This window comes from Clostridium estertheticum (assembly GCF_011065935.2).
GTDB lineage: Bacteria > Bacillota > Clostridia > Clostridiales > Clostridiaceae > Clostridium_AD > Clostridium_AD estertheticum_A.
In genome coordinates this window covers 1551084-1577158 of sequence record NZ_JAAMNH020000001.1, presented here as the reverse complement: position 1 = coordinate 1577158, position 26075 = coordinate 1551084, and the positions used below count along the sequence as shown (strand labels likewise).

The following is a 26075-nucleotide window of genomic DNA, read 5'->3' as shown; positions in this document are numbered from 1 at the left end:
AGTAATTTATTAATCAAATAATTTTCTCTTTATCCATGATGTACCCATTGAAACACCAAACCCTGCAAGTGCGCCAGCTCCTACTCCTACTAATATAGGTAATTCTAATGGAGCTAAAGCAAGTCCAATTAGAACACAAGCACCAATTCCAAGTCCGTCAACTACGTCTCTTCCAGCTGGATGATTATAATGATTATTATCCCAAACACAATAACCAAATGCAACTGCTGTTGCAGCACCTCCCGCATATTTATAACCTTTAGTTACAGCATTTAACCACGGTTTTGATTCTACAACTGTGGTATATTCAATTGAGACTCCACCGCCATTAAGTGACTGTTGAGAATTGTTAACCAGTGTCGTACTATTTCGTAATGTTGATAAATAACTAGCCGTTAAAGTATCTGCCGCACCGGGTAAACCTCCAGTAATAGCAGCTGATTTAACATCATTTTTTAAATTATCATATTTATGTTTCTTTTGATAATTATACATATTTGTACTAGACATAGTCGCAAGTGAAGCCTCTATCATTTCCTCAGTTTCTTCACCTTCCGTCAACACTGGTCTAAACCCCGATGGATCCTTCAAAGTAGTAGGATTATTCTTACAATAATCAAACACGTTATGTCCTAATAATTCTCCTGTTTGTCCTATTACTCCATCAGCATTAATAAATCTACCCCAATCCGCATTATAATACCTACTTTGCAAATAATACAATCCAGTCTCGGTATCATACCTATACCCTCTATAAAGATATGGATTCTTAACTCCTACAGTTGAAGCAAGTGTACCTGTAGTTGATACTAATTTACCCCATGCATCATATACATAGCTTACTACCTGAGTTCCAGCTTTATCATTAAGTCCTATGATATCTCCCTGAACATTTCTTATATAGTAGTATTCTACATTATTTAAGTTCATACTTACAAGATGTTCTGAATTGTCATAGGTATAATATATCTTATCTGTACTATTCTCCTCGTAAGTTACCTTATCTCCTACTAAATGATAATTTGTTGTAACTCCATTTACTGTTTTTTGAGTCCTAATGCCCGAATCATTGTATTTGAAAGTTACATCTTTACCATTTCCAGTCTTTCCTGCTAGCTGTCTACCCTGTTCCCATGTGTAGGTATCTCCACCATAAGTTAGTGGATTTCCTATTTCATCATAGGTTATTGCTTTTGCATCAAAGGAGGTTAATTTATCCTTCCAGTTTGCATCACCATAAGCATAGGCATAAGTTTTAGTTGCAGTGCCGAGTGTTCCTGTTGTGTATGGATATTCTGTCTTGGATTTGATATTCCCACCTACATCATAGCTGTAAGCAATAGTTTTGTCTAATACTTGATTATCTTCACGCGTAAGCTCATTTAGCTCATTATAGTAATATTTTATCACTTTTGTATTTTCAGTTATAGTTTCTATATTTCCATTCTTGTCATATGTGTATTCTATTTTCTTTCCATCGTTGTCTATTGATTTTACTTGTGTAGTAGTTGATGTTTTAGTAGCTACTACCTTTCCTGGTTGATATTCATAACTTGTTTTTAAGCTTTGATTATTTAGTGTACCTGTAGAAATAGTTCTATCCTTTAATCTTCCTATGGAATCATATAGATATTTTACACCATTTCCTCTTCCTTTATTATATATATCAGTTATTTCTGTTGTTGTAAGAGCTTTTGCATAGTAGCTAAATTGTTCAAGGTTACCATTAAGTTGATAGGCTCCTGAATTATGCCCTCCTACTGCAGTTGTTGCACCACTAAAGTCTTTAATTGTTGAAATTGCTATGGTACCTGAGTAATCTTGACCATCTAAATTCAAACTATAACTTAATGTACCACTATTATAATTCCAATCAAATGCTCCATAATGCCATACATTTGATGAAGCAGCAATAGTTGACACTATTAGTTCCTTCCAGGCTCCTGCACTGTCTCTAACTGCAAATGCCAGTTTATTATCTGCTTTTAAATACATATGAAGTGCAGATCCATTTTTTCCTTCAGATGCTATTAAATATCTCGTAGATGCTAGCCCTGCTGTATTAAACCAAGTTCCAAGAGTTCCTTCCTCCTTTTTTAGTCCCAAGTCATATAGAATCTTTGTGGTTGAATTTGGTACTAAAACTGTTTTGCCTGTACTGTCTGCACTTTCATTATATGGTTTGGTTCCCAATGTACCTGTGGTTGTACCATTTAGCGGGAAATTCTCTACGTTTCCATCATTTTTATAAGGATTATTGTAGAATATATCTGTTATTTTACTGTCTTTATCATATTCATAGGAATTTATATGTCCAAAACCATTTACATTTTCCCTAAACGTCTTTAAATTACTTTCTATGTCATAATCATAGTTCATCACATTTCTAACACTTGGATTGGCAGTTAATTTTTCTATAATATTTACAAGTCTTTCTGAAGCATCATAGACATATTTATAATTACTCCCATTCACTTTATCATCATGACATGACTTGCAACATTTCCACTTGCATCATAACTGTATGTGAATTTTTCTATGCCGTCATACATACGAGATATTACTCGTTTTGACCCCATTAATAAAAACTTGTCCCTTATCTTTTATAACAATTTCATATCCTGGTAGACCTATCAGTCTCTTTATCAAAGTCTCTTTTAATTCATCAGATTTGAAAACTATTATATCCCCTCTTTTTAGATTCTCTTTTTTATATATCCTTGTAACAGTAATTTTATCTCCTGTCTTTATAGTAGGGTACATTGATGTCGTTGGAACTGTAACTTGGAAAAAGCTTCATAATTTGATCATAATTTATATAATTCGTCAATTCTATTGTTATGTATACTGCTTAAATCAATATTTTCAAGCTTTAAATTGCGAATATATTCAATTCTATCCGCAACTGCATTGAAAGCTTTTGATGAGGACTTTCCTGATATCTCACGAAGCCAGGATAATTTAGTTTTTTCTCTGTACTTTGAACATTTATTAAAATATCAAGACTTTTTTGGTAATAACTGTCTTAACGTATATTTTCCGCGTTTTGCGAGCACTACCCCTATTAGAGAAAGTAAATTTTTATTATTTTTACCTACTTCCCATTGACCGCTTCTCAAGAATAGTGATGGAATTTCTAAATCCTGTCCAGCCATGTGAAATAATTACCACAGGATAGCTACTTTTTCTCTTTTAAATTCACCCCTTATTAATAGGATAGTGAATATAATATTAAAAAAAAATATAATTCCCTCAAGTATTCTCATTTAATCTCCCCTCGGTATAATTAATTCACTTTTCTTATTTAACTCTTTTTTACATTTAATTTTATTTGTGGTAATGGCCTTTAATTTTTTTATTATTATTTTACCATAAGTTGAATTAACTAACAAATAATTATTATAATATCTAGAAATTAAAGTTACTTTTGTTATTAATTGTTCAAACAATCTTATTTGTCGACAAATTGTATGAATATTTGTTAAAAAAGTATTGAACTTTTTGTCGATTCATATATAATAATAAGAGTAATACTAATAATAATAAGCGACATAATAATAAGATTTAATCGCTTACATTTAAGGGGGAAAAATATGTCGGAAAAAGTAATAAGCAAAAAACATTTAACATTGGTATCATTGGTCTTAATGATTTTTACATCAGTTTATGGATTTAATAATATCCCTAGATCATTCTATAAAATGGGATATGCTGCTATACCATGGTATATCTTATCAGGAATAACATTCTTTATTCCTTTTGCTTTCATGATGGCTGAGTTTGGTGCAGCTTTCAAGGACGAAAAGGGTGGAATTTACTCATGGATGGCAAAGTCAGTAGGAGCTAAATTTGCTTTTATGGGAACATTCATGTGGTATGCATCCTATGTAATTTGGATGGTTAACGTTGCATCAACAGTTTGGATTCCAATATCAAATGCAATATTTGGTACAGATACAACAAAGACTTGGGGTTTATTGGGATTAACGGGTCCAAAATTTCTAGGAATACTTGGAATATGTTGGATAATATTTGTTACATTTATATCAACTAAGGGATTAGACAAAATTAAAAAAGTAACTTCACTAGGTGGCAGCGCAGTTGCATTGTTAAATATAGTTTTACTTATTGGAGCTATACTAGTATTTATAGGAACTCATGGTCATTTAGCTCAACCAATAGTTGGAATTAGTTCATTCATAGATTCACCAAATCCTAAATATGTTGGGAATATACTTCAATCATTTGCATTCGTAGTATTTGCTATATTTGCTTATGGCGGTATAGAAGTTGTTGGAGGATTGGTTGACGAAACAGAAAATGCTGAAAAAAACTTCCCTAAGGGTGTTGTTATTTCAGCGATTGTTATCTCAATTGGATACTCACTTGGAATATTCCTTGTTGGTATATTCACAAATTGGTCAAGCGTTATGAATGACAAGAGCGTTAACTTAGCTAATGCTGGTTATGTAGTAATGGCTAATCTAGGATATTCTCTTGGTAATGCTTTCGGAGCAAGCCAAGCTACTTCGATAGCAATGGGACATGGTGTAGCTAGATTCGTTGGACTTTCAATGTTCTTAGCTTTATCAGGTGCTTTCTTTACGCTAATGTTCTCACCATTAAAACAATTAATTGAAGGTACTCCAGCTAAATTATGGCCTGGAAAAATGGGAGAAATGAAAAACGGAATGCCTCAAAACGCTATGTGGGTTCAAGCGGCGTTAGTTTGTATTATGATTTTCCTTGTTTCTGTTGTTGGTGGGGATTCTATGAAAAAGTTCATCGAAATATTAGTTTCAATGACTAACGTAGCTATGACTCTTCCATACATGTTTATAGCGTTTGCTTTCGCACCATTTAAGAAAAACAAAGCTATTGTTAAGCCTTTTGAAATATTCAAAACTGACAGAAGTGCTTTAATATGGACAGTAGTAGTTATATTCACTGTTGGATTTGCAAATTTCTTCTCAATAATACAACCAGCACTCGAAGGAGATTTACCAACAACAATTTGGAGTGTAGCTGGACCAGTATTCTTTGCTGTAGTTGCATGGGTAATGTATAACAACTATGAAAAAAAACATCTAAATAAATCTTTATAATTTAAAATAATTCATATTCTTACTTAAAAAGCCTACCCTTGCGGGTAGGCTTTTTTCATATATCTACTTTATAAAGTACAATTTTCTTAACTAATAATTTATAGATTTTATCCCCAGTCCTGGTGCATCTGTAAGTATTATTTTGGATTCATTAAATATTGCTCCTCCATTTACTGGGTCTTCACTGCATAAAACAGGACCATCCAAATCAATTTTAGTGATAATACTTTTTGCACAAGCTAAATGCACAGCAGCAGTTACACTTACCTTTGCTTCAAGCATACAGCCTATCATACATTCAACTCCATAGATTTCTGCTATGGAACATATTTTAAGAGCGTTATATATGCCACCTGTTTTCATAAGTTTTATATTTATAAAATCTGCAGCTCTCCTTTGCAGAATATGCAAAGCGTCCAATGGAGAAAATACGCTTTCATCTGCTAAAACAGGTATATATACATTATCTGTTACAAATTTTAATCCATCTATATCATATGCAGAGACTGGTTGTTCTACAAACTCAATTTGTAGCCCTGCATCCTCCATTTTTCTTAATACGTTTACAGCTTCCTTTGGCTTCCACCCTTGATTTGCGTCAATTCTAAGATTAACATCATAACCTACAGCCTTTCTTATTGCTTTCATTCTTTCCATGTCTCGCGTGGAATCTTTTCCTACCTTTATTTTCAAAGTACTATAACCTCTATTTATAGCATCTAAACTATCCTTTGCCATTTCTTCAGGATCATTTACGCTTATAGTTATGTCTGTTACTATTTCACTTCTATATCCACCTAACAACTTGTATAGTGGTGCTCCATACAACTGTCCATATAAATCATATAGCGCTATATCAACTGCAGCCTTTGCACTTGTGTTCTTTAAAACACAGTTTTGTAATTTTAACATTATATCCTCAAAATTTTCTATTTTCATACCTAGTATAGTTTTCTTTATATGATCTTCTATAGCCCCTATTATTGCTCCTGTAGTATCCCCTGTTATAACTCCTGTTGGTGGTGCTTCTCCAAAACCTATATTACCAGTGTCAGTGTGTATTTCCACTATCACATCCTCCACACTATTTACGGTTCTTAATGCAGTTTTAAATGGTGTCCTAAGTGGAACAGATATCCGTCCTATTTTTATATTGGTTATCTTCATAAAAATCTCCCCCTTAAATTTCATATAATATACTGAATATACGGAAAAGTCAAATTTTCATTTAATCACTATCTCTACCATAAACACATTTGCATTTTTTACTTGTGTTTAAATAGTCTAACTGAATTTACAGAAAACTGTAACATAAAGTATTATTTATCATAATAATATATTGTATAAAATGTTTATAAGGAGAAATGTATGGAAAATTATTCAATGAAACCAAAAAAATCTAAAGATATGAAAGCAATGAATCCAATGATGGGTATGAGCCCTATGATGCACATGATGCCTATGAATCAAATGATGGCAATGGACCCTATGATGCATATGATGCATATGATGCATATGATGCACATGTGTATGTGTCAAATGATGCAAATGATGCCAATGGATCAAATGATGGGTATGAAACCCATGATGCACATGATGCCTATGGATCAAATGATGGGAATGAATCCTATGATGCACATGATGCCTATGGATCAAATGATGGGAATGAATCCTATGATGCACATGGGTCAAATGGGAATGAATCCTATGATGTATATGACAGACCAAGACGATATAGGAGAATAGTCTATTACTTAGCTTAGAACAAAATTATATAACCAATGCTGTGCTGATATGCTCCCCTTGCAGACAGATTAAAAAATAAAAATCTGTCTACGGGGGAGCATTTTTGTGTCTAGATGAACTAAATATTCATCAGAAGAAAAGTATGAAATCTTAAAGTTTTTTTTGCCACCTCTTCAGATTTAAGTCACGTTTGCTTAATATTTATGAATAGATATATGCTACCTCTTTGTAATTACAGTCTTTATTTTCATTATCCTTATGTTAAAATCTATAAATTCTCTTTGATTTCAGCATACTATAACATATACTATATTATATATAATAATCTAGTATAGTACATTATAAAGGGGTGAATGGCAATGAATAATCACAATCAGCTTCTATGTATAGATTTAAGGCATAAACTTCATAAAAATGCTGAAATTTCAGGAAATGAAAATAAAACTATGGAGATATTAATAGATTTCCTAAGAAATAATACTAAGTTCACTATAGTTATGAAAGACGGATATTTTATAGCGAAAAAAATAGTGTGCGAAGATGCCATGAATATTGCCTTTAGAGCAGATATGGATGCAATTACTATGACAGAAATAACGGATATTGAATATAAATCCAAAAATCCAACAGCCGCTCATAAATGCGGCCATGATGGACATTGTGCAATATTAGCAGGACTAGCCTTAGAAATAGAGGAATCACCCTTAAATAATAAAAATATTTTTTTAATATTTCAACCTTCTGAAGAAGTGGGTGAAGGTGCTAGAAAAATAGTCCAGGATGCTTTTTTAGTGGAAAATAAAATTGATGAAATATATTCACTCCATAATATTCCTGGGTATAAGAGAGGAAGCGTTCTTTATAAGAAAGATGTATTTGCTTGTGCCTCAAAAGGAATTATAATTGCACTGAAGGGGAAGCCATCTCATGCAGCTTATCCTGAATATGGCATAAACCCCTCCTATGCTGCTGCAGATATAATTAATTTTTTAAATAATAGTACAAAATCCAATATCTATAGTGGAATGGTTCTTTGCACTATCGTTAATATCAATATAGGAGAAAGAACCTTTGGAACAGCTGCAGCTTCTGGTGAGATTCTGTTAACACTACGAGGAGAGAATGAAGCTGATTTAATGAGCCTTCAAAACCACATATTAAAATTTGTGGAGCAGTGTTGTATCGAACATAAAATCCACTTCAAAATAAGTTTTTCTGATGAGTTTCCAGAGACAAGGAATAATGAGGAGTGTATTAATAAAATAATAGAAGTTTGCAAAAATAATGATTATAGTTATGAAGAGCTTCAATGTCCCTTTAGATGGTCTGAGGACTTCGGATATTATTTAAAAAATGTAAAGGGTGCAATGTTTGGACTAGGTGATGGTAAATTACAGCCCCAGCTTCATACTGCTAATTATGATTTCCCAGATAGTATCATTAAAACTGGTGTGGATATTTTTTATAGCATTGCAGCATCCAAATAAAAGTATATGTTATACATAAATAGGCTTACTGCTTTGGAAAAGTTATTTCTAAAGGTAATAAATAGTGATAGAATTATAAAGTAAGTTTAAACGTAAATTACAAAATACTATTATTTTTAATAACTTATAGTGTTTATTTTTCTTTAGGGGGAGCCAATATTGAGTAATTCAACATTAGATAAAGAAAATTATGAAAAAATGGTAAACTTAACTCCACAAATTTTATGCATGGCTTTTTTAAGTGGCCGAATTAAATATGCAAATCCTGCTTTTAATAATGTTTTTGGATATAGTAATGATGAAGTAAATGAGTTAAATATATTTTCTATCATACATCCAGATGATAAAAATAGCCTGAATAACACATTATTATTAGCTCAGAAAGGGCAACAAGATATAGTAAATTTAGAATTTAGATATATGTGCAAGAATGGAAATTTTAAATGGATTTCATGGAATATAAAATTTGAGTGGGATGAAGGACTTATCTATGGAGCTGGGCGCGATGTAAGTAATAAGAGGGCCCTAGAACAAACGGTATATGAGAGCAATAAAAAATTAAATGCAATTATTGAAAATATATCTGAGGCATTATTCATTTTTGATAAGGATGGTAACTACACTACATTAAATAAATCAGCAAGGGATATATTCCCTTCTACATCTGATAACTTTAGTAGGCTAGGAGTGAGTCTTAAAGAAAATAACTATTACGATATTTCTGGGAATTTAATTCATCATGATGATATGCCAGGTTTTAGAATAATAAGAGGCGAGAAAATATCAGGGTATAGAGTAATGAAAACTAATAATAATAGTATTACTTTTTATGATATAAATGGTACTCCCATTTATGATGATAGGGGACATTTTATTGCAGGAATACAATGTTTGAATAATGTTACAGAAACTGTATTACATGAAGAAATATTGCAAAGTCAATTTAACCTTCTACACAAGACTATAGATACCCTTGATTTACCATTTATAAGATTATCATATCCTGATTTTAGTATAACTGACATTAATCAAAAGGCATTAAATATTATAGAGGGATTAAACCCTGAAATGAACTCTATTGATATTGTTAAAGGACAAAATTATACAGATATCATCACCGAGTTTGATAAAACTGATGTTTTTTATCATTTTCAAATGATTAAAGAAAAGAAAGAAACATCATACATAAAATATAAGGAGTTAATTGTATCTGGGAAAAAAATATTTGTAAATGTATTATACCAACCAATACTTGGACTAGAGGGTAACATTCAACAAGTAATAGCAATTATACTTGACATAACTAAAGAAACAAGGGATAAGCTTCAACTGGAAAAGAACTTAAAAATGCAGGAAGAATTTTTCATAAATATTTCCCATGAGCTTAAAACCCCTTTAAATGTTATATTTAGCACCACTCAATTATTTGGCTTATACATGAAAAATAATTCCTTAATTGAAAATCAAGATAAGCTTGAGAAGTATATTGATGTTATAACGCAAAACTGTAATAGGCAGTCAAAATTAGTTAATAACCTAGTAGATTTATCCAAAATTCAATCTGGCTTTTTTCGATTACATATGTCCAATGCAAATATAGTTAGTGTGGTTGAGGAGCTTGTTCAATCTGTTTCGGAATATGTTGAAAATAAAGGATTAAAGCTCGTTTTTGATACTGACATAGAGGAGAAAAACATTGCTTGTGACCCCACTAATATTGAAAGGGTCATGCTAAATCTTATTTCAAATGCAATTAAATTTTCTATGGCAGGAGATGAAATATTCGTAAATATACACGATAAAGTTGATAGTGTTGAAATATCTGTAAAAGATACAGGTATAGGAATTGAAAGTGATTACTTAGATGTTATATTTGAAAGATTTAAGCAGGTTGATAAGTCACTTTCTCGAAATGCCGAGGGAAGTGGTATAGGCTTATGTCTTGTTAAATCAATTGTTGAACTACATGGTGGAAAGATTAGCCTAGAAAGTGAAATAGGAAAAGGTAGCAAATTTACAATAGAATTCCCTAGCAGACTAATAGCAGTACCATATGACACAATTGAAAATAAAAGCATAAGAAGTGAACTTCAAACAATTAACATTGAGTTTTCTGATATTTATTCATAATATCAAAGCATGTGATTACTTACTCTAAATACTACAAAAACAAGTAATATCAAAATTTTATTGATATTAACTTGTTTTTTTAAATTTTATTTATGGTTTTCTTTTCATATCTGTTGTACCTTATTAACGCCACAATAGCGAAAATAATGGACCAACAATGCTCCAAATTGTAGAAGACAAATCTCCATGCATTGCAGGTCGTATTATTGTAAAGAAATTTGCGAATCCGACTTGTAAAAGTAACAGTAATATCCCAAGTTAATTATTTCTCATTGGATGTTGCAACATCACCTTTTGTAGAATTGTCACTCATAGCCCCACCAACACTGCCACAAATTTTCGAGCTATAATCACCCCAGTATCCATCCTCAGGTATTTTTACCCCCAACATCTTAGCTTGGTCAGTTTTACTTTTAGCATATTCTATTTTTTCATCCATAAAAACACCATCCTTTTATCATTTATATACTATAAGATAGCATCTGCCTTTCGTTATTAAATTATGTATATTTATATATTATCAAAAAAACAAAAGGCACTGATGTTTATCATCAGCGCCTTTTGCATATTATTCTTATTAATTATAACTCTATAACTGTTCCTATGTGCATTTTTAAAGCACAGTTGTAAATATCATATGCAGTTACAACATCCATAACGGCTATTCCTACTGTTTTATAAATGGTGATTTCATTATCATTTTTTCTTCCTTCAATCTTTCCTAGCAGAACTTGCCCAATTTCTCCGTCTATTCTGCTTTTATCAATAATACCTTTATCTATTGGTATTATAAGATCTCCTGATTCCGAAAGAACTGCTTCTTTAGAGTCAACAAATACTTTATCCGCATTTTTTATTGTATATTCATCTATTTCCTGCATAACCGGAGTGTATGAGCCTACCGCATTTATGTGAGCACCTTTTTTTACATATTGCCCATCAATAACAGGCATTTTTGAAGTTGTTACAGTGGTTATTATATCTGCATTTTCAATAGCTTCCTGTGTTGTTTTTGCAAAACTTATTTCTGTGCCGAATTTAGCAAATTTTTCAGACATTTTTATGCAAAACTCTTGAGCCCTTTCTAAATTCATGTCAAATACTTTTACAGATTTAAGCTTTCGTACTGTTAACATTGCTTCTAATTGGCATTCAGCTTGTCCACCAGTGCCTATGAGCGCTCCTTTTTTAGCATCCTTAACTGCAAGCACATCAGTGGCAGCACCGCAGCCCGCTCCTGTTCTTAATTGAGTAAGATATGTTCCATCCATTATGCAACAGACATCACCAGTTTTTCCATCCATTAGTATCATTTTTGCTGGTACTGAAGGAATTCCCTTTTCAACATTCTTTGGGAATACAGAAACTATCTTTATTCCTATACTGTCTATGTCCTCCACATAAGCGGGCATAAACAGGCTTTGACCTGAAAATTTTGGAATATCAATGTTTGTTCTAAGTGGCACCACACTTTTATCCTGTGAGAATAATTTAAAGGCAGTTTTGTCTGAATCAATTGCATTTTTCATATTGAATACATTTTCTATATCATGTTTTGTAAGTAATAACATTTTGTACCTCCTATGTTGTTTATTTTAACTAACCTTAAAATATTTATTAATAAAAGACCTATTATATATTAGTAGAAGTTCTTGGAAACCAGCTATATTTTTTCGAAAATATCTCTAATATTGCCCACCGATTTCTTCAATTCTTCATTATCGGAGTTATGGACTGATTTTATAAGCTTAAGACAATAAGCATCATGTTTCACATATTCCTTAGCCATAAAAACCATTGCATAGTTCTGTGTCCAAATAACTTCACATATCTTATTATTTTCTATGCAGCCAAATAATACTTCATTTGAATCGGAGACTATAGTAACCCATCTTCCAGGAATATCTTTAAGTTTTTCACTTTCGAACCCATGCTTATACAAGATGTTCAAATCAACATCATATTTATGCTCTGCACTGTACAAAATAACCAGAGGATCAATTTTGTTTGATTCTAATAATTTTAATCCTTCAAAAATTTCATCTATATCATCCTGCCAAATTTGAATAAAAAGTTCATTTTTTGTATTTTTTATAATCTCCCTGCACTTATCAAAAATATTATTATAACCTTTTATATGCCAAATAAAATCCATATTTATGCTTTTATCATATTCTAAAAGTTCACTTTCTATTTCTTCAAGTAAGGAATTATAGTTATCTTTCTTTTTTGATATGAGTTCCTTTACAGGAATACAGGTGTAATATTTAGGATTTTCAGATTTTGAGCAAATTGAAAAATTCTTCCGAACCAAGTTTTCGAGTATTGCATATACTTTCGAACGTGCCACCCCAGAGATTTTGCTAATTTGATAACCCGTTGAAGGACCATTCTTTAGGAGCTCTACATAAACTTTTGCTTCAGAATCATTTAATTCAAGCGACTTTAAAAGTAAAATTACTTTCTCCATAAATCAGTCTCTCCTTTAAAATAGTAGTTACCTATGGTGACTATCATATAATAGTGATGAAAATATGTCAATAAAAAATTGGAGGTTATGTTAGCTTGTTTGATCGCAATTCTAGATACTATAAAAACACTGTATTGTTGAAATTACATCGACTTTTTATAAATATGAAATTTTTTTCATTATTTCGTAAAAGTACGTTATATTGATTAACAAACATACTATGATATTTAAATGAAAAAACGTAATTTTGAAAAAAATAAATAAGTTTTAATGTAAATAAGCCACAAATAATCGTTTTCATATGATATAATAGTAACAAAGCAAATAAGAATTAAAAAATTGTAATTAATTTCTTAACAAAGTGCTTAATTATAATTTTACATAAATGAAATATATTTATCATATATTAATATTAATTGAAAAGTGAGAGGATTTATTATGAATTTAGACGTTGGTAAAAAAATAAAAGATTTAAGAACCAAAAACCAATTAACCTTAAAGGATTTAAGTGCAAAAACTAGTTTATCCATTGGCTATTTATCACAGCTGGAAAGAGGTTTAACAACTGTAGCCATTGATTCCCTAATGAATATTGCTAAAGCCTTGGAAGTTACCTTATCCTATTTTCTAGCTGAGCCAAAGCATAAAAAGGATTTTATTATTCGTAGTTATGAAAGAGAAGTGTTTCAAGTAGAAAATAACCAAATTATACAAATTCAATTAACAAACGATATTGAAAACAAGGATTTACTTCCAAGAATTTTTGAAATACTTCCAACTAACAGTACTGAGGAAGTAACACTATATCCACACATTGGCGAAGAATTTGTATATGTTCTAGAAGGAATTTTAACACTATTAATTAACAATGAAAGACACGAACTATTTCCTGGTGACAGTGCCCATTACAACTCGAATGTCCAACATAACTGGGCAAACAATACCAATAGAACTGTAAAAATATTAACAGTACACACTCCAAATCTTTTCAAAAAATAAAATGGGGGCGAATTATTTGACATCAGCTACTATTATAAATATTCAAAAGTATTCAATTCATGATGGTCCTGGAATTCGTACCACAGTTTTTTTTAAAGGATGCCCACTAAATTGCTGGTGGTGCCATAACCCAGAAAGTCAAAATCCAAGCCCTGAAATCATGTTTTTCAAGGAAAAATGTACAGGGTGTGGCTCATGTTTCAAAAGGTGTCCAGCAAAAGCAATAGAATTCGTAGATAGATATCCTTTAACTTATGAATCCAAATGTACTCTTTGCGGAAAGTGTAGTGATTTTTGTCTAAGCAACGCCCGCGAACTTGTAGGCAAAGCTATAACAGTTAAAGACTTGATGAGTGAAATAATTAAAGATGAAGTATTTTATGAAGAATCAAATGGTGGAGTAACATTTTCTGGTGGGGAACCTTTGATGCATGCAGATTATTTATACAATGTGCTTAAAATCTGCAATGACAAAGGTATTCACACAACAGTTGACACCAGTGGCTATGCTGCTTGGGAACAATTCGAAAAAATAGTTGATAAGGTAGACCTTTTTCTATTTGATATTAAACATATGAATAATGAAAAACATCTTAAGTACACGGGAGTTGGAAATATTGTTATTTTAGAAAATCTAAAAAAACTTTCTCAAAAGGGTAGCAATATTTATATACGACTACCATTAATTGCTGGTATAAATGATTCTTATGAAAATATTGACGATACAGTTAATTTCCTATCTAAACTAAATATAATACATGTAAATTTATTGCCTTATCATAAGATGGGAATGGACAAATATAGAAGACTTAATATGGAATATAAATTATCAGGCATGGAAAAACCAAGAGACGAAGTTATAGACAAAATTGCAGAAAAATTTAGAAAAGCTGGAATAAAAATTATAATTGGGGGTTAGTGTATCATGATGACTGAAAGAGTAAGAAAGTTAAGGGAACAAAGTTTACGTGCAATCCCTCACATTTCTATGGAAAGAGCAATAATAGTTGATGAAGTTTACAAGAAATATGAGGGTACCGTTTCAATTCCCGTTCTTCGCGCATTAGTTTTGAAAGAGATTATGTTAAAAAAGCAACTTTGCATTAATGATGGTGAATTAATTGTTGGTGAAAGAGGAGAGGCACCTGCTTCAACTTGCACCTATCCTGAATTATGTTGCCATACCTTGCAGGATTTTGATGTTATGGATGCTAGGGAGCGAATATCCTTTAAGGTTGACACAGAAAGCAGAAAAATTCAAGAGGATTTAATCATACCTGCTTGGGAAAAGAAATCCATGAGATACAGAATACTTGAAAACATGACTGAGCAGTGGAAAGACTGCTATGTAGCAGGAATGTTTACAGAATTTATGGAGCAAAGAGGACCAGGTCATACAAGTGGTGATGATAAAATATTTAAAAGGGGTTTTTTGGATTTTAAAGTTGATATAGCTGAAGCTATTTCAAAACTAGACTTTTATAATGATGATGAAGCTCTTGATAAAAAAAACCAGTTGGAAGCAATGGATATAGCTTGTGACTCAGTGATTATTTTAGGACATCGCTATAGCGCTTATGCAAAGGAACTTGCGCAAAAAGAAGCCGATCCAATACGAAAAAAGGAACTTTTGGAAATAGCTGAAATTTGTACTCATGTTCCCGAACATGCTCCAAGAAACTTTAGGGAAGCTCTTCAAATGTATTGGTTTGCTCATATATGCGTTATATCTGAATTAAATCCTTGGGATGCATACAATCCAGGAAGACTTGATCAACATTTAAACCCTTTTTATGAAGTGGAAATTGAAAATGGAGAATTAACTAAAGAAGAGGCTATAGAATTCTTAGAATGCTTTTGGGTGAAGTTTAACAATCAACCTGCACCTCCTAAAGTTGGTATAACATTAAAGGAAAGTGGAACCTATACTGACTTTGCAAATATAAACATTGGTGGAGTTAAAGCTGACGGCCTAGATGGAGTCAATGATGTAAGTTATCTTCTACTTTATGTAGTAGATGAAATGCAGCTTTTGCAGCCAAGTTCAAATGTACAAATAAGCAAAAAAAGCCCGCAAAAATTTGTAAAAGCAGCCTGCGCTATATCCCGAAAAGGCTTAGGTCAGCCCTCAATGTTCAATGCTGATGCAGTTGCTCAGGAGCTTGTTAATGCAGGCAAATCATTAGAGGATGCAAGATGCGGAGGTACTAGTGGATGCGTTGAAGCAGGTGCTTTTGGAAAAGAAGCTTATATTTTAACAGGCTACTTCAACCTGCCTAAAGTAATGGAAATTACACTTAACAATGGAACTGATTTAATGACAGGAAAAAAATTAGGTATCGAAACTGGAGAAGCATCGGAATTTGAAACATATAACGAATTATTTGAAGCATATAAAAAACAACTAAAGCACTTTATTGATATAAAAATGAGAGGAAATAGAGTTATTGAAAGATTATATGCAACACTTATGCCAGAACCTTTCCTTTCAGTATTAACTAGCGATTGCATTTCAAAAGGCAAAGATTATAATGCAGGAGGCGCAAGATACAATACTAACTACATTCAAGGTGTTGGTATTGGCACAATTACTGATGCCTTTACAGCTATAAAAAAACATGTGTTTGAAGATAAAAACATTACTATGAATGAATTAATGGAAGCAATGAAGACTGATTTTAATGGGCATGAAGATATATTAAAGCTATTAAAAAGCAAAACTCCCAAATATGGCAATGATGATGATTATGCTGATGATGTTATGAAAGAAATATTTAATTCCTACTATAAAGAAGTAACTGGAAGAAAGAATGGAAAAGGTGGAGAATATAGAATAGATATGCTTCCTACCACCTGTCACGTTTACTTTGGTTCAGTTATTGGAGCTACCCCTAATGGAAGAAAAGCATTTATGCCTGTATCTGAAGGTATTTCTCCTGACAAAGGTGCTGATGTAAACGGTCCAACTGCAGTTCTTAAATCTGCAGCAAAAATGGATCACTTAAAAACTGGAGGAACATTACTCAATCAAAAATTTACGCCAGCTGTTGTAGAAGGTGAAGATGGCTTAAATAATTTATCAAATTTGGTAAGGTCATATTTTAGATTAGATGGTCATCATATTCAATTTAATATTGTAAGCAGTGATACACTACTCGCTGCACAAAAAAATCCAGACGACTATAATGATTTGATAGTAAGAGTTGCAGGATACAGTGATTACTTTAATAACCTAGACAAGGTGCTTCAAGATGAGATAATTGGAAGGACAGATCAATCCTTTGGTGGATGTGGCTGTTAAAAAATAGCGGAGGTATAATATGAATAAAATAATAGGATTTATCGGATGCGGCAACATGGGTGGAGCAATGATTGGTGGGATATTAAATGCTAATTTAGTAGCACCTAGCAGTATTATTGTAGGTGACTTAAATGAAAAGAGTTTAGCTGAATCTACCCTAACATATGGTATAAAGACTACTACAGATAATAATGAAGTGGCTAAAATTTCTGATATTATTGTATTATCAGTAAAACCAAACTTATATCCCATAGTAATAAAACAAATAAAAGACCAAATTAAAGAAGATGTAATAATTGTTACTATTGCAGCTGGGAAAGCTATTAAAAGCACAGAAGAGATGTTTGGTCGAAAACTTAAGATAGTTAGAGTAATGCCTAACACTCCAGCACTTGTAGGTGCTGGAATGTCTGCAATTTGTCCCAGTGAAATGGTAACAAAAGCAGAACTTTCTGAGATAGTTAAAATATTTGAAAGCTTTGGGAAAGCAGAAATAGTTGATGAGAAATTAATGGATATAGTAACTGCGGTCAGTGGTTCATCTCCAGCTTTTGTATACATGTTCGTTGAAGCAATGGCTGATGCAGCAGTCTTAGGTGGAATGCCTAGAAATCAAGCTTACACCTTTGCAGCTCAAGCGGTGCTTGGTTCTGCCAAAATGGTACTAGAAACGGGAAAACATCCTGGTGCTTTAAAGGACATGGTATGCTCTCCAGGTGGAACTACTATAGAAGGTGTAGCTGCTCTTGAAGAAAAAGGCTTTAGAAATGCAATTATTTCAGCTGTTAGAAAAACAACTCAAAAATCTATCGAATTATCTAAATAAGATAATTTCTAATAATTGGAGGGCATATTATGTTTAAAACTAATGAATATTTTGACGGAAATGTAAAATCAATGAGTTTTAACACAGCTGAAGGTCCAGCAACAATTGGACTTATGGCTGTAGGGGAATTTGAATTTGGAACCTCATCAAAAGAAATAATGACAATTACAAGCGGAAAACTACAAGTAAAACTTCCTGGTAGCGATGAATGGAAATCATATAAACAAAATGAAACCTTTATAATTGAAGCAAATAAAAAATTTGCTGTAATTGCCAAAGAAGAAATTTCATATCTTTGTTTATATAAATAAAAATATAGACCACCTAGATAAATGTAAATTTTATCCAGACGATCTATATTATTGACTTTGCCAATATAAAAAACTAGGTACTTTGCATCTTTCTAGCAAAGTACCTAGCTCTTTTATTTATAAACACCCTTTTTACTTAACATTTTTATCTAAAATATATACTGCAAAAGTTGTTTCTGTTTTTGGATCATAGTACACAGATAACACTATTCCATTATATTTAAAATTACTATATGCAAAAGTGACATGCTCCTCTATTGGTTTTCCGAATTTATCCTTGAAACTGCTTATTTTATCGCCAAGCTTTACCCCTTTAAAATCCACATCTTTGTTGTCAATGTATACCTGTTCTACTGGCCCATTCCCATAGTCTTTAAACCAAACTCTAATATCTGATTCTGAAAACTGGAGTCCTCCTTCATCAATAGAAGTTGGTTGCTGCCCAAGAGTGCTTATAAGTTGTTTTTTGTTAAGTCCTATCAATTTAACATAGTTTGTAAAACTTATACTTTTTTCAGAAGTCTCTTTACCACTTTCACCATTTGGTAGTACATTTTGAACTGTTTCTTTTGTAAGTAAATCGTTCCCTTTAGTCATTGCATTTGATGTGTATGCCACTGTGAATAATGTTAAGAATACCAATACGGCTAATGCAGCCATTTTTTTCATGAAAATCGCCCCTTCTAATAAGCTTATCTAATAATACTTATTATATGCTGCATTATCCACCACTTTGTATCAAATTAATGTCAATCTTACTACAAAATAGTTACAAACATTATTACAATAATTCGTCCCTTTATTATTATAATTGTAATGTAATTTACTTTATGAGTTTTCTTAAAATCACAAGTTAACATTTTATTAGTCAAAGTAACTAAAAAAAAGCACCCTATGAATCATAGAATGCCTACTAATCTGTCCCAATATGTTGTCTATAAAATTTATACTTCTTTCTTATCAAAAAAATAATACCCAATTGTAAAAAAGATTACTCCGAAAGACAATACCATAAATAATGTATTAATTATACTTAGAAAATTAAATTGGCCTAATGTCCATATTGAGTACCAGTTTAAATAAGAAGTAAACACAATATTATTTATTCCACTTACAAATAGTGATAGTAACTTAATTCCAATAAAAGACAAAATGCAGGTAATTATAGCTCCACTGCTGCTTTTGAAAAACTGTGCTATAAAAGAGGCAAACAAAGCTAAAACTACTGCTGGGATCACATCGATAAAATATGCAAACATAATTTGGGGTACATTAAAACCAGATTTTCCATTTAAAAGCATACTTGAAAATATCGATACAACAAATACAACAGCTAAGTTTATGATTATATATATAGCTATGGCTGCATTTTTTGAAATGAAAATTTTTAATCTAGTAATAGGTCTTATGAGAACTAATTTTAATGACTTATCCCCCACTTCCCCTGAAAACAATTCTGCTACTGTCATAAATATAAATAAAGGTAAAAATATATTAGTAAATATACTTAATGTCATTAATGGGAAGCTTACAGAATCTATTGCAACAAATACTAGTTTTTGTTGAATACTAGAAATAAAAAATGCTGATAAAAAACATATTATAGCTGTAATTATCAAGAATACTGTTATTTTTTTCTTTAGAAAAAGCTTTTGTACTTCATTTATTATATTAGCTTTAAGGTTATTCATCAATTCCACCCCGTGCATTTTTGACTTCATTCATATAAAAATCCTCCAAAGAGGCATATTTTTCTTTTATATTTTTAATGTGTTCCCCATTATTTATAAGTTTTCCATTATTAATTATTGCTACTCTATTGCACATCAGTTCTATTTCATGCACAAGGTGACTGGATATGAAAAATGTTATTCCTTTTCGCGTAGCGAGTTCTATTATAAGGTTTCTCATTGCAATGGTACCTTCTATATCAAGTCCATTAGTAGGTTCATCTAAAATTACTAATTCTGGTTTAGATATAAGCGCTAATGCTAAAGCTAGCCTCTGTTTCATTCCCAATGAAAATTTTGATACTTTTTCATTTTTAAATTCCGTTAATTGAACTATATCAAGTATTTCATCTATACTGTATTTTTCCATGTTTTTATAAAACCTTGAAGCAATTTTTAAATTATAATAAGCACTCATATATTCATAGAGATCTGCGGTTTCAATAATAGCACCTACTTTTCCTAAAGCCTTTTCAAACTGTGTTTTTAAATCAAAGCCTAAAATTTCAACTCTTCCCTTTGTAAACATATTTAGTCCAGTAATAGACTTCATTACTGTTGTTTTACCTGCACCATTGGGTCCGAGAAATCCAAATACATCTCCTTTATAAACTTCAAAGCTTATATCCACTACACCCCTACCATTGCTATAAAGTTTAGTGAGTCCCTGTACCTCTAATACTTTTTCCATAATAACTCTGCTCCTTATTCTAAAAAGCTAAAATGAAAACTGTGAAATCCACATGCTTTAGCATAGCTTTCTCAATTTCCATTTTAATTTTATAATTTAAACTTGTTAATTTTTACTGTTTACTAATAAAACAAAGTCAATTAATCTAATCTCTTCCTTTGAAGTCGTTAGTTATAGTTTTTACTTGTTTGCCAGTTAGATTTATAGTATCTGGTGTTGTACTGTTAATTTTTGATAAATTTAAATCTGCACTAATAGTAACTTGATGAGTTGTACCTTTAGCATCTACACCTGACAATACTATATTAGCAACTTGATTATTAATTACGTTGTCTTTATTTATATCTCCAGTTACGTTTACGCTTATAACTTTAATGTCGGATGCAAGCTGTGGAAGCATGTTTTTAACATCAAGATTTCCAGCTTTTTCAATGCGCATTGGTTCATTATTATTTTTTGTAAAAGCTAATGACGTTATAGCATTTACTAATGGAACTATTTGAGTTTCACTTAACTTAATATCTACTTTTTTAGTACCATCTGCATTAACCGTTACGCCTACATTGTTTTTCATGTTACCCACTAAAATGTCCATCACAGTTTCCATACTTTTAATCATTTGAGGATTCATCTTTTCATCTTTTTTATTGAAGTTTTTGTGATTATTTTCTTCTCTTACATTATATACTTCACTTGTGCTAGATTTAGATATACTTTTCCCAGCTTGACTCGCTGTAGTAAAAGTTTCACTTCCCTTACTTGACTTTACTGTAGTAGCCTGACTCATAGCATTATTAGCAGAGTTAACTTTAACATTAGAAGTCACATCAACTAAACTTGCACCATTATCTTTTACAGATAGTTTTATATCTGCTGTTTCATTTTTTAGATTTGCTGTGTTTGCTATAGCTAACTTATAGTTTTCATACCCAGACAATTCACCAGCTTTAGCATAGGCAGTTCCCATAAGTACACCACCGCTAACCACTAAACTCATTGCAATTGCAATAATTTTCTTATTCATATTTTTCCTCCATATTTTTACATAATTTAGAAAGCATATTAAGCTTCCTATATATTTAGTATATCATTGCTTTATTAACTTCATCTGAACTATTTCTTAATATTTCCTTAAGATTTATCGTTTATAATCTTGAATTTTACATTAAAACTTATATAACCGTCTTCATACTTCGCTTCTATAAATCCCTGCTGTAATTCTACCATACTTTTAGCAATCGCAAGCCCAAGACCACTTCCTCCAGTATCAGATGATCTTGACTGCTCTACTCTATAAAATCTATCAAATATTTTACTTAAATTATCTTCACTTATTTCTTCGCATTTATTTTTAATAGATACTAATGAAAAACCATTATCCACAGTAAGTATTACCCTTATATCGCTAGGTTTAATGCTATATCTTATAGCATTTATCAATAGATTTTCAAACACCCGTGCAACTTTACCCGGATCTACATTAACAATTACTTTTTCTTTTATAAATTCCTTTGATATAGTCACAGTGGTATTCTCAAAAATTGGTACTAACTCTTCAATTAGTTGGTCAAGCAGCTCATTTAATGCGATATTTTGTCTATCAAACACTACTGCACTATTTGCAAGTTTTGTATATTCAAATAGGTCATTAATTAACAGTTCAAGCCTTTCTGCTTGATTATAAGATATATTTGCATACTGATCCAACTGATTTTCCTGCGTATATTTTTTATTTTTTATAAGTTCCAAATATCCTTTAATTGATGTTAATGGTGTTCGAAGGTCATGGGAAACATTTGTTATTAAATCATTCTTTGTTTTTTCTGCTTTTCTTTCACTTTCTATTTTAGCTTTAAGTTCTTCAGCCATATAGTTTATATTATCCGCAAGTATTGCTAACTCATCTTTTCCATGTTTTTTTATCCTATAATCTAAATTGCCTTTAGATATTTCCAAAAGCCCTATAGAAACAATTTCTATATATTTCATCTTTTTATTAGTTATAAAATAAAAAATTATTAAGAAAGATAAAAATGAAATAAATACTGATGGTAACTTACTATCAATATCATGTTCATAAATTTTAGCATTAAGCTCCCCACTATCATGTTTAAACTGATTTAAAATTTTCTGCAATTCTAATTTATCATTTATGCTTATATTTTTGTCGTTAATATTGTTTGCAATGTTCAGAAGCTGATTTGATACCTTTTCTATACTTTGACTGTAATCTGTTTTTATATGTTGATGTTTTGTTTCTAGCAATTTATTAGATGTGCTTCCAATAATAATAGCTACTAAAAGACACATAGCAAAAATTAAAATTAATTCAAATCTTATACTTTTTTTCACTTTATCCCCAATTGACAATGATATACTTATAAATGGTCCGAAGATACCTTTAATTATTTCAACAAATTTAGTTTTCAATTTTGTAACCTACTCCCCAAATAGTTTTAATAAATCTTGGTTTTCTTGGATTTTCTTCTATTTTTTCTCTTATCTTTCTTATGTGAACCATTATGGTGTTATCTGATTCCATAAATTCTTCTTTCCACACAGTTTCATATATTTTCTTTACACTAAAAACTATGCCTCTGTTTTTTGCAATAAGGAGCAGTATATCAAATTCTCTAGGTGTAAGTCTTACATCTTTATCACCAATTTTAATCTCATGGGTATTTGTATTTATATATAAATCGTCTACCTCAATTATACTCTCATCCTTTTCTTCGATTACATCTACCCTCATATACCTTCGCAATTGAGATTTTACCCTTGCTATTAGTTCAAGCGGATTAAATGGTTTAGAAACATAATCATCTGCACCTGTAGTAAGTCCCATGATTTTATCCATATCCTCACTTTTAGCTGAGAGCATAATAATTGGCATATTTCTATATTCTCTTATCTTCATGCAAGCTTCTAGTCCATCCATAATAGGCATCATGATATCAAGTATAATTAAATCTACATGTTCATCTTTTAAAACATTTAAGGCTTCTACTCCATTAGTAGCCTTAATAACACTATAGCCATCATTTAATAGGTATATACCTATTAAATCTCTAATTTCTTTTTCATCATCAACCACCAAAATAACTTCTTTGTCCATAATAAGCTCCCTTCTAAGAAAACATAATTTGCTATTTATATTGTAATAGATATATCTTAATTATTTGCAATAAAAGTTCTTAATATTTCCTTAATTTATATAGTAGATATTGCAAATATCATAGGGGAATCCCTCTACATTATATAAATAATCATAATACTATAAGTATTTTACCATTATTTCCTGAAGAACTTGCAGTAATTTAAAAATTTTAACAATAAACCTTTGTTAGCAGCTATCAACTTTATTTAAAATTCCATATTGACACTGCTAATGTTCTAGTGTACTATTAACATAGGTCACTAGTACGTTAATGTATTTTCACAAAGGAGATGGAATAATGGATACAGAATTTAATGACAAAACGCCTATATATCTGCAAATTATGGACCTTATAAAAATGGACATCGTTACAGGAAAACTAAAATCATTGGATAAATTACCTTCAGTACGGGAAATGGCAATAAATTTGAGGGTAAATCCAAATACACTTCAAAGATCCTATCAAGAACTTGAAAGACTTGGAATTGTTTATACACAAAGAGGCACTGGAACATTCGTGGGGGAGGGGAAAAATATGGTAGATGATTTAAAAAAAGAAATGGCAAAGGAAGTTATAGATTCCTTTATACTTAGAATGAAAAGCTTAGGCTTTACTACTAATGAGATAATTGAATCTGTTTCAAATGAAACCATGGAGGTAAAACAAAATGAATAATATATTAAAATCGGAAAATATATGCAAGTCATATTTAAATAAAAAAGCCTTACGAGGAGTAAACCTAGAAATAATGCCAGGAAAAATCCTAGGACTGCTTGGTCCTAATGGTAGCGGTAAAACTACCTTCTTAAAAATAGCAGCTGGCATACTGCATGCATCCAGTGGACAAATTCTTATAGATGGTGAAAAACCCGGTGTCTATACAAAGTCTATAGTCTCCTATTTGCCTGATAATGAGTATCTTCTAAAATGGATGAAAGTAAAGGATGCTGTGATGTATTTCAAGGACTTTTATTCTGATTTTGATGAAAAAAAAGCAAAAGAGTTACTCCTATTTATGAATCTTGATGAAAATAGCCCTGTTAAAAACCTTTCAAAAGGAATGAAGGAAAAGTTAAAGCTTACCTTGGTACTTTCAAGAACTGCAAAGCTTTATATACTTGATGAACCACTTGGAGGCGTAGACCCTACTGCTAGAGAAAAAATACTAAATGCTATAATCAATAACTTTAGTGAAAATAGCTCCATGATAATTACTACGCATCTTGTAAATGATATAGAGCGAATTTTCGATGACGTAGCATTTATATCCGATGGTGAGATAATCCTTCAAGGTAATGCAGAAGAATTAAGAATGAAAAGAGCAAAGTCAATTGATGAATTGTATAGGGAGGTATTTCAATAATGTTTAAGCTTATTAAATATGAATTAAGATCAACTGCATTGACCATACTTGGTATATGCATAACTGTTATAGTTGCTAACTTGCTTTTAATGACAAAGAAAGGTTCTTGGGATGTTGCAGTGCCTGGATTATCTATATGCTTAACTATTGGTGCCATAATAGTAATTTTTATAGCTTCATTAAAAATTATGAGCAAATATTTGCATGGAGATGAAGGCTATCTATTATTTACACTTCCACAATCTGGTACATCAATATTAACCTCAAGACTTATAACCGCTTTAATTCAAATATCTATTGTTATTTTTGTTAGCCTTTTGATGTTTTATTTGATTGTACCAGAAGAAATTAATCTTAGTTTTTTTAAAGCTCTTACGGTTAGTCAAATTTTATTTTCTATAATTGCATATATATGGAGCATAGTTTCTTCCTTAACTTTTATATACTTCTGTATGGTTATTGGAAAGGTAGCCTTTAAAGGTAAAAAATTAGGTAAAATTGGTTCTTTCATAATTTTTATGTTAATATCAATAGCAATAAGTTGGCTATCATTTAAAATTGTAGCACTATTTCCTCAAACATTGAATTTGGGTGATTCTTCAATAGCTAATAATTTTACATCATCTAATTCTAGTGTCCAAACTTTTGGTGGAGAATTTAATATTAATATTGCTAGTGCCATATTTGATATTATTACTTTTGTAGGATTCTTCATAACCACTACTTATCTAATAGATAAAAAATTGGATCTATCATAA

At 31.2% G+C, this 26075-nt stretch carries 24 protein-coding genes and 1 pseudogene; 12 read left to right on the top strand and 13 right to left on the bottom strand.

Annotated elements, in window-relative coordinates:
• Positions 1–9 precede the first annotated feature (9 nt).
• From G9F72_RS07265 to G9F72_RS07255, 3 genes and pseudogenes are all read right to left on the bottom strand, one after another.
• A complete protein-coding gene (locus G9F72_RS07265) occupies positions 10–2475 on the bottom strand; it encodes an RHS repeat-associated core domain-containing protein (protein WP_224676010.1) in 2466 nt (821 codons plus the stop codon).
• Between the two features lie 93 nt (positions 2476–2568).
• Positions 2569–2793 (bottom strand): annotated as a pseudogene (lepB, locus tag G9F72_RS07260) (signal peptidase I); the annotation flags it as partial.
• A 206-nt stretch (positions 2794–2999) separates the two neighbouring features.
• Positions 3000–3155 (bottom strand): hypothetical protein, encoded by a 156-nt coding sequence (locus tag G9F72_RS07255; RefSeq protein WP_224676008.1) that lies wholly within the window; start codon positions 3153–3155, stop codon positions 3000–3002.
• Positions 3156–3593: 438 nt separating this feature from the next.
• On the opposite strand from G9F72_RS07255, the gene yjeM reads away from it, so the two are divergent.
• Positions 3594–5105, top strand: coding sequence for a glutamate/gamma-aminobutyrate family transporter YjeM (gene yjeM, locus G9F72_RS07250; protein ID WP_164956660.1), 1512 nt, complete (start codon positions 3594–3596; stop codon positions 5103–5105).
• A 90-nt stretch (positions 5106–5195) separates the two neighbouring features.
• On the opposite strand, the gene G9F72_RS07245 is transcribed toward yjeM, so the two are convergent.
• Positions 5196–6272: a dipeptide epimerase gene (locus G9F72_RS07245; RefSeq protein WP_164956659.1), complete on the bottom strand. Its 1077-nt coding sequence runs from the start codon at positions 6270–6272 to the stop codon at positions 5196–5198.
• A 201-nt stretch (positions 6273–6473) separates the two neighbouring features.
• On the opposite strand from G9F72_RS07245, the gene G9F72_RS07240 reads away from it, so the two are divergent.
• The 3 genes from G9F72_RS07240 to G9F72_RS07230 all read left to right on the top strand — a co-directional run bounded on the left by G9F72_RS07240 (position 6474) and on the right by G9F72_RS07230 (position 10468).
• Positions 6474–6851, top strand: a complete 378-nt coding sequence (locus tag G9F72_RS07240) for a hypothetical protein (protein WP_164956451.1) — start codon at positions 6474–6476, stop codon at positions 6849–6851.
• A gap of 359 nt (positions 6852–7210) precedes the next feature.
• Entirely contained in the window at positions 7211–8338 is a 1128-nt protein-coding gene (locus tag G9F72_RS07235) for an amidohydrolase (RefSeq protein WP_164956658.1), read from the top strand.
• A 159-nt stretch (positions 8339–8497) separates the two neighbouring features.
• A complete protein-coding gene (locus tag G9F72_RS07230; RefSeq protein ID WP_164956657.1) occupies positions 8498–10468 on the top strand; it encodes a PAS domain-containing sensor histidine kinase in 1971 nt (656 codons plus the stop codon).
• A gap of 262 nt (positions 10469–10730) precedes the next feature.
• On the opposite strand, the gene G9F72_RS07225 is transcribed toward G9F72_RS07230, so the two are convergent.
• The 3 genes from G9F72_RS07225 to G9F72_RS07215 all read right to left on the bottom strand — a co-directional run bounded on the left by G9F72_RS07225 (position 10731) and on the right by G9F72_RS07215 (position 12938).
• Positions 10731–10907, bottom strand: coding sequence for a small, acid-soluble spore protein, alpha/beta type (locus G9F72_RS07225; protein ID WP_164956656.1), 177 nt, complete (start codon positions 10905–10907; stop codon positions 10731–10733).
• A gap of 142 nt (positions 10908–11049) precedes the next feature.
• Positions 11050–12039 carry an ornithine cyclodeaminase family protein gene (locus G9F72_RS07220; RefSeq protein ID WP_164956655.1) on the bottom strand — a complete coding sequence of 330 codons (990 nt, stop codon included), beginning with the start codon at positions 12037–12039 and terminating at the stop codon, positions 11050–11052.
• Between the two features lie 92 nt (positions 12040–12131).
• Positions 12132–12938, bottom strand: a complete 807-nt coding sequence (locus G9F72_RS07215; RefSeq protein ID WP_164956654.1) for a TrmB family transcriptional regulator — start codon at positions 12936–12938, stop codon at positions 12132–12134.
• Between the two features lie 438 nt (positions 12939–13376).
• Here G9F72_RS07215 and G9F72_RS07210 point away from each other — a divergent pair, with 438 nt between their 5' ends.
• From G9F72_RS07210 to G9F72_RS07190, 5 genes are read left to right on the top strand one after another with little or no spacing between them, the layout of a single operon-like run.
• On the top strand, positions 13377–13937 hold the full coding sequence (locus tag G9F72_RS07210) for a helix-turn-helix domain-containing protein (protein WP_164956653.1): 561 nt from the start codon (positions 13377–13379) through the stop codon (positions 13935–13937).
• 16 nt (positions 13938–13953) lie between these two features.
• Positions 13954–14856, top strand: coding sequence for a trans-4-hydroxy-L-proline dehydratase activase (locus G9F72_RS07205; protein ID WP_164956652.1), 903 nt, complete (start codon positions 13954–13956; stop codon positions 14854–14856).
• A 6-nt stretch (positions 14857–14862) separates the two neighbouring features.
• The gene (hypD, locus tag G9F72_RS07200) at positions 14863–17238 is read left to right on the top strand and encodes a trans-4-hydroxy-L-proline dehydratase (protein ID WP_164956651.1); all 2376 of its coding nucleotides are present in this window, start codon (positions 14863–14865) and stop codon (positions 17236–17238) included.
• A gap of 19 nt (positions 17239–17257) precedes the next feature.
• Positions 17258–18064, top strand: coding sequence for a pyrroline-5-carboxylate reductase (gene proC, locus G9F72_RS07195; protein WP_164956650.1), 807 nt, complete (start codon positions 17258–17260; stop codon positions 18062–18064).
• A 29-nt stretch (positions 18065–18093) separates the two neighbouring features.
• Entirely contained in the window at positions 18094–18375 is a 282-nt protein-coding gene (locus G9F72_RS07190) for a pyrimidine/purine nucleoside phosphorylase (protein ID WP_164956649.1), read from the top strand.
• A 132-nt stretch (positions 18376–18507) separates the two neighbouring features.
• On the opposite strand, the gene G9F72_RS07185 is transcribed toward G9F72_RS07190, so the two are convergent.
• The 6 genes from G9F72_RS07185 to G9F72_RS07160 all read right to left on the bottom strand — a co-directional run bounded on the left by G9F72_RS07185 (position 18508) and on the right by G9F72_RS07160 (position 23911).
• Positions 18508–19044 (bottom strand): hypothetical protein, encoded by a 537-nt coding sequence (locus G9F72_RS07185; RefSeq protein ID WP_164956648.1) that lies wholly within the window; start codon positions 19042–19044, stop codon positions 18508–18510.
• Between the two features lie 275 nt (positions 19045–19319).
• A complete protein-coding gene (locus tag G9F72_RS07180) occupies positions 19320–20066 on the bottom strand; it encodes an ABC transporter permease (RefSeq protein WP_164956647.1) in 747 nt (248 codons plus the stop codon).
• A complete protein-coding gene (locus G9F72_RS07175) occupies positions 20059–20796 on the bottom strand; it encodes an ABC transporter ATP-binding protein (protein WP_164956646.1) in 738 nt (245 codons plus the stop codon). Before G9F72_RS07175 ends, G9F72_RS07180 begins: the two co-directional genes overlap by 8 nt.
• Positions 20797–20941: 145 nt before the next feature.
• On the bottom strand, positions 20942–21820 hold the full coding sequence (locus G9F72_RS07170; RefSeq protein WP_164956645.1) for a hypothetical protein: 879 nt from the start codon (positions 21818–21820) through the stop codon (positions 20942–20944).
• A 107-nt stretch (positions 21821–21927) separates the two neighbouring features.
• Positions 21928–23226: a sensor histidine kinase gene (locus G9F72_RS07165; protein WP_224676007.1), complete on the bottom strand. Its 1299-nt coding sequence runs from the start codon at positions 23224–23226 to the stop codon at positions 21928–21930.
• Positions 23216–23911, bottom strand: coding sequence for a response regulator transcription factor (locus tag G9F72_RS07160; protein ID WP_164956644.1), 696 nt, complete (start codon positions 23909–23911; stop codon positions 23216–23218). Before G9F72_RS07160 ends, G9F72_RS07165 begins: the two co-directional genes overlap by 11 nt.
• Positions 23912–24251: 340 nt before the next feature.
• Between G9F72_RS07160 and G9F72_RS07155 the strand changes: the two genes are divergently transcribed.
• The 3 genes from G9F72_RS07155 to G9F72_RS07145 are packed head-to-tail and all read left to right on the top strand — an operon-like array spanning position 24252 to position 26075.
• The gene (locus G9F72_RS07155; RefSeq protein WP_164956643.1) at positions 24252–24629 is read left to right on the top strand and encodes a GntR family transcriptional regulator; all 378 of its coding nucleotides are present in this window, start codon (positions 24252–24254) and stop codon (positions 24627–24629) included.
• Positions 24622–25317, top strand: coding sequence for an ABC transporter ATP-binding protein (locus G9F72_RS07150; protein ID WP_164956642.1), 696 nt, complete (start codon positions 24622–24624; stop codon positions 25315–25317). Before G9F72_RS07155 ends, G9F72_RS07150 begins: the two co-directional genes overlap by 8 nt.
• Positions 25317–26075, top strand: a complete 759-nt coding sequence (locus tag G9F72_RS07145) for a hypothetical protein (protein ID WP_164956641.1) — start codon at positions 25317–25319, stop codon at positions 26073–26075. The genes G9F72_RS07150 and G9F72_RS07145 overlap by 1 nt, the downstream gene beginning before the upstream one ends.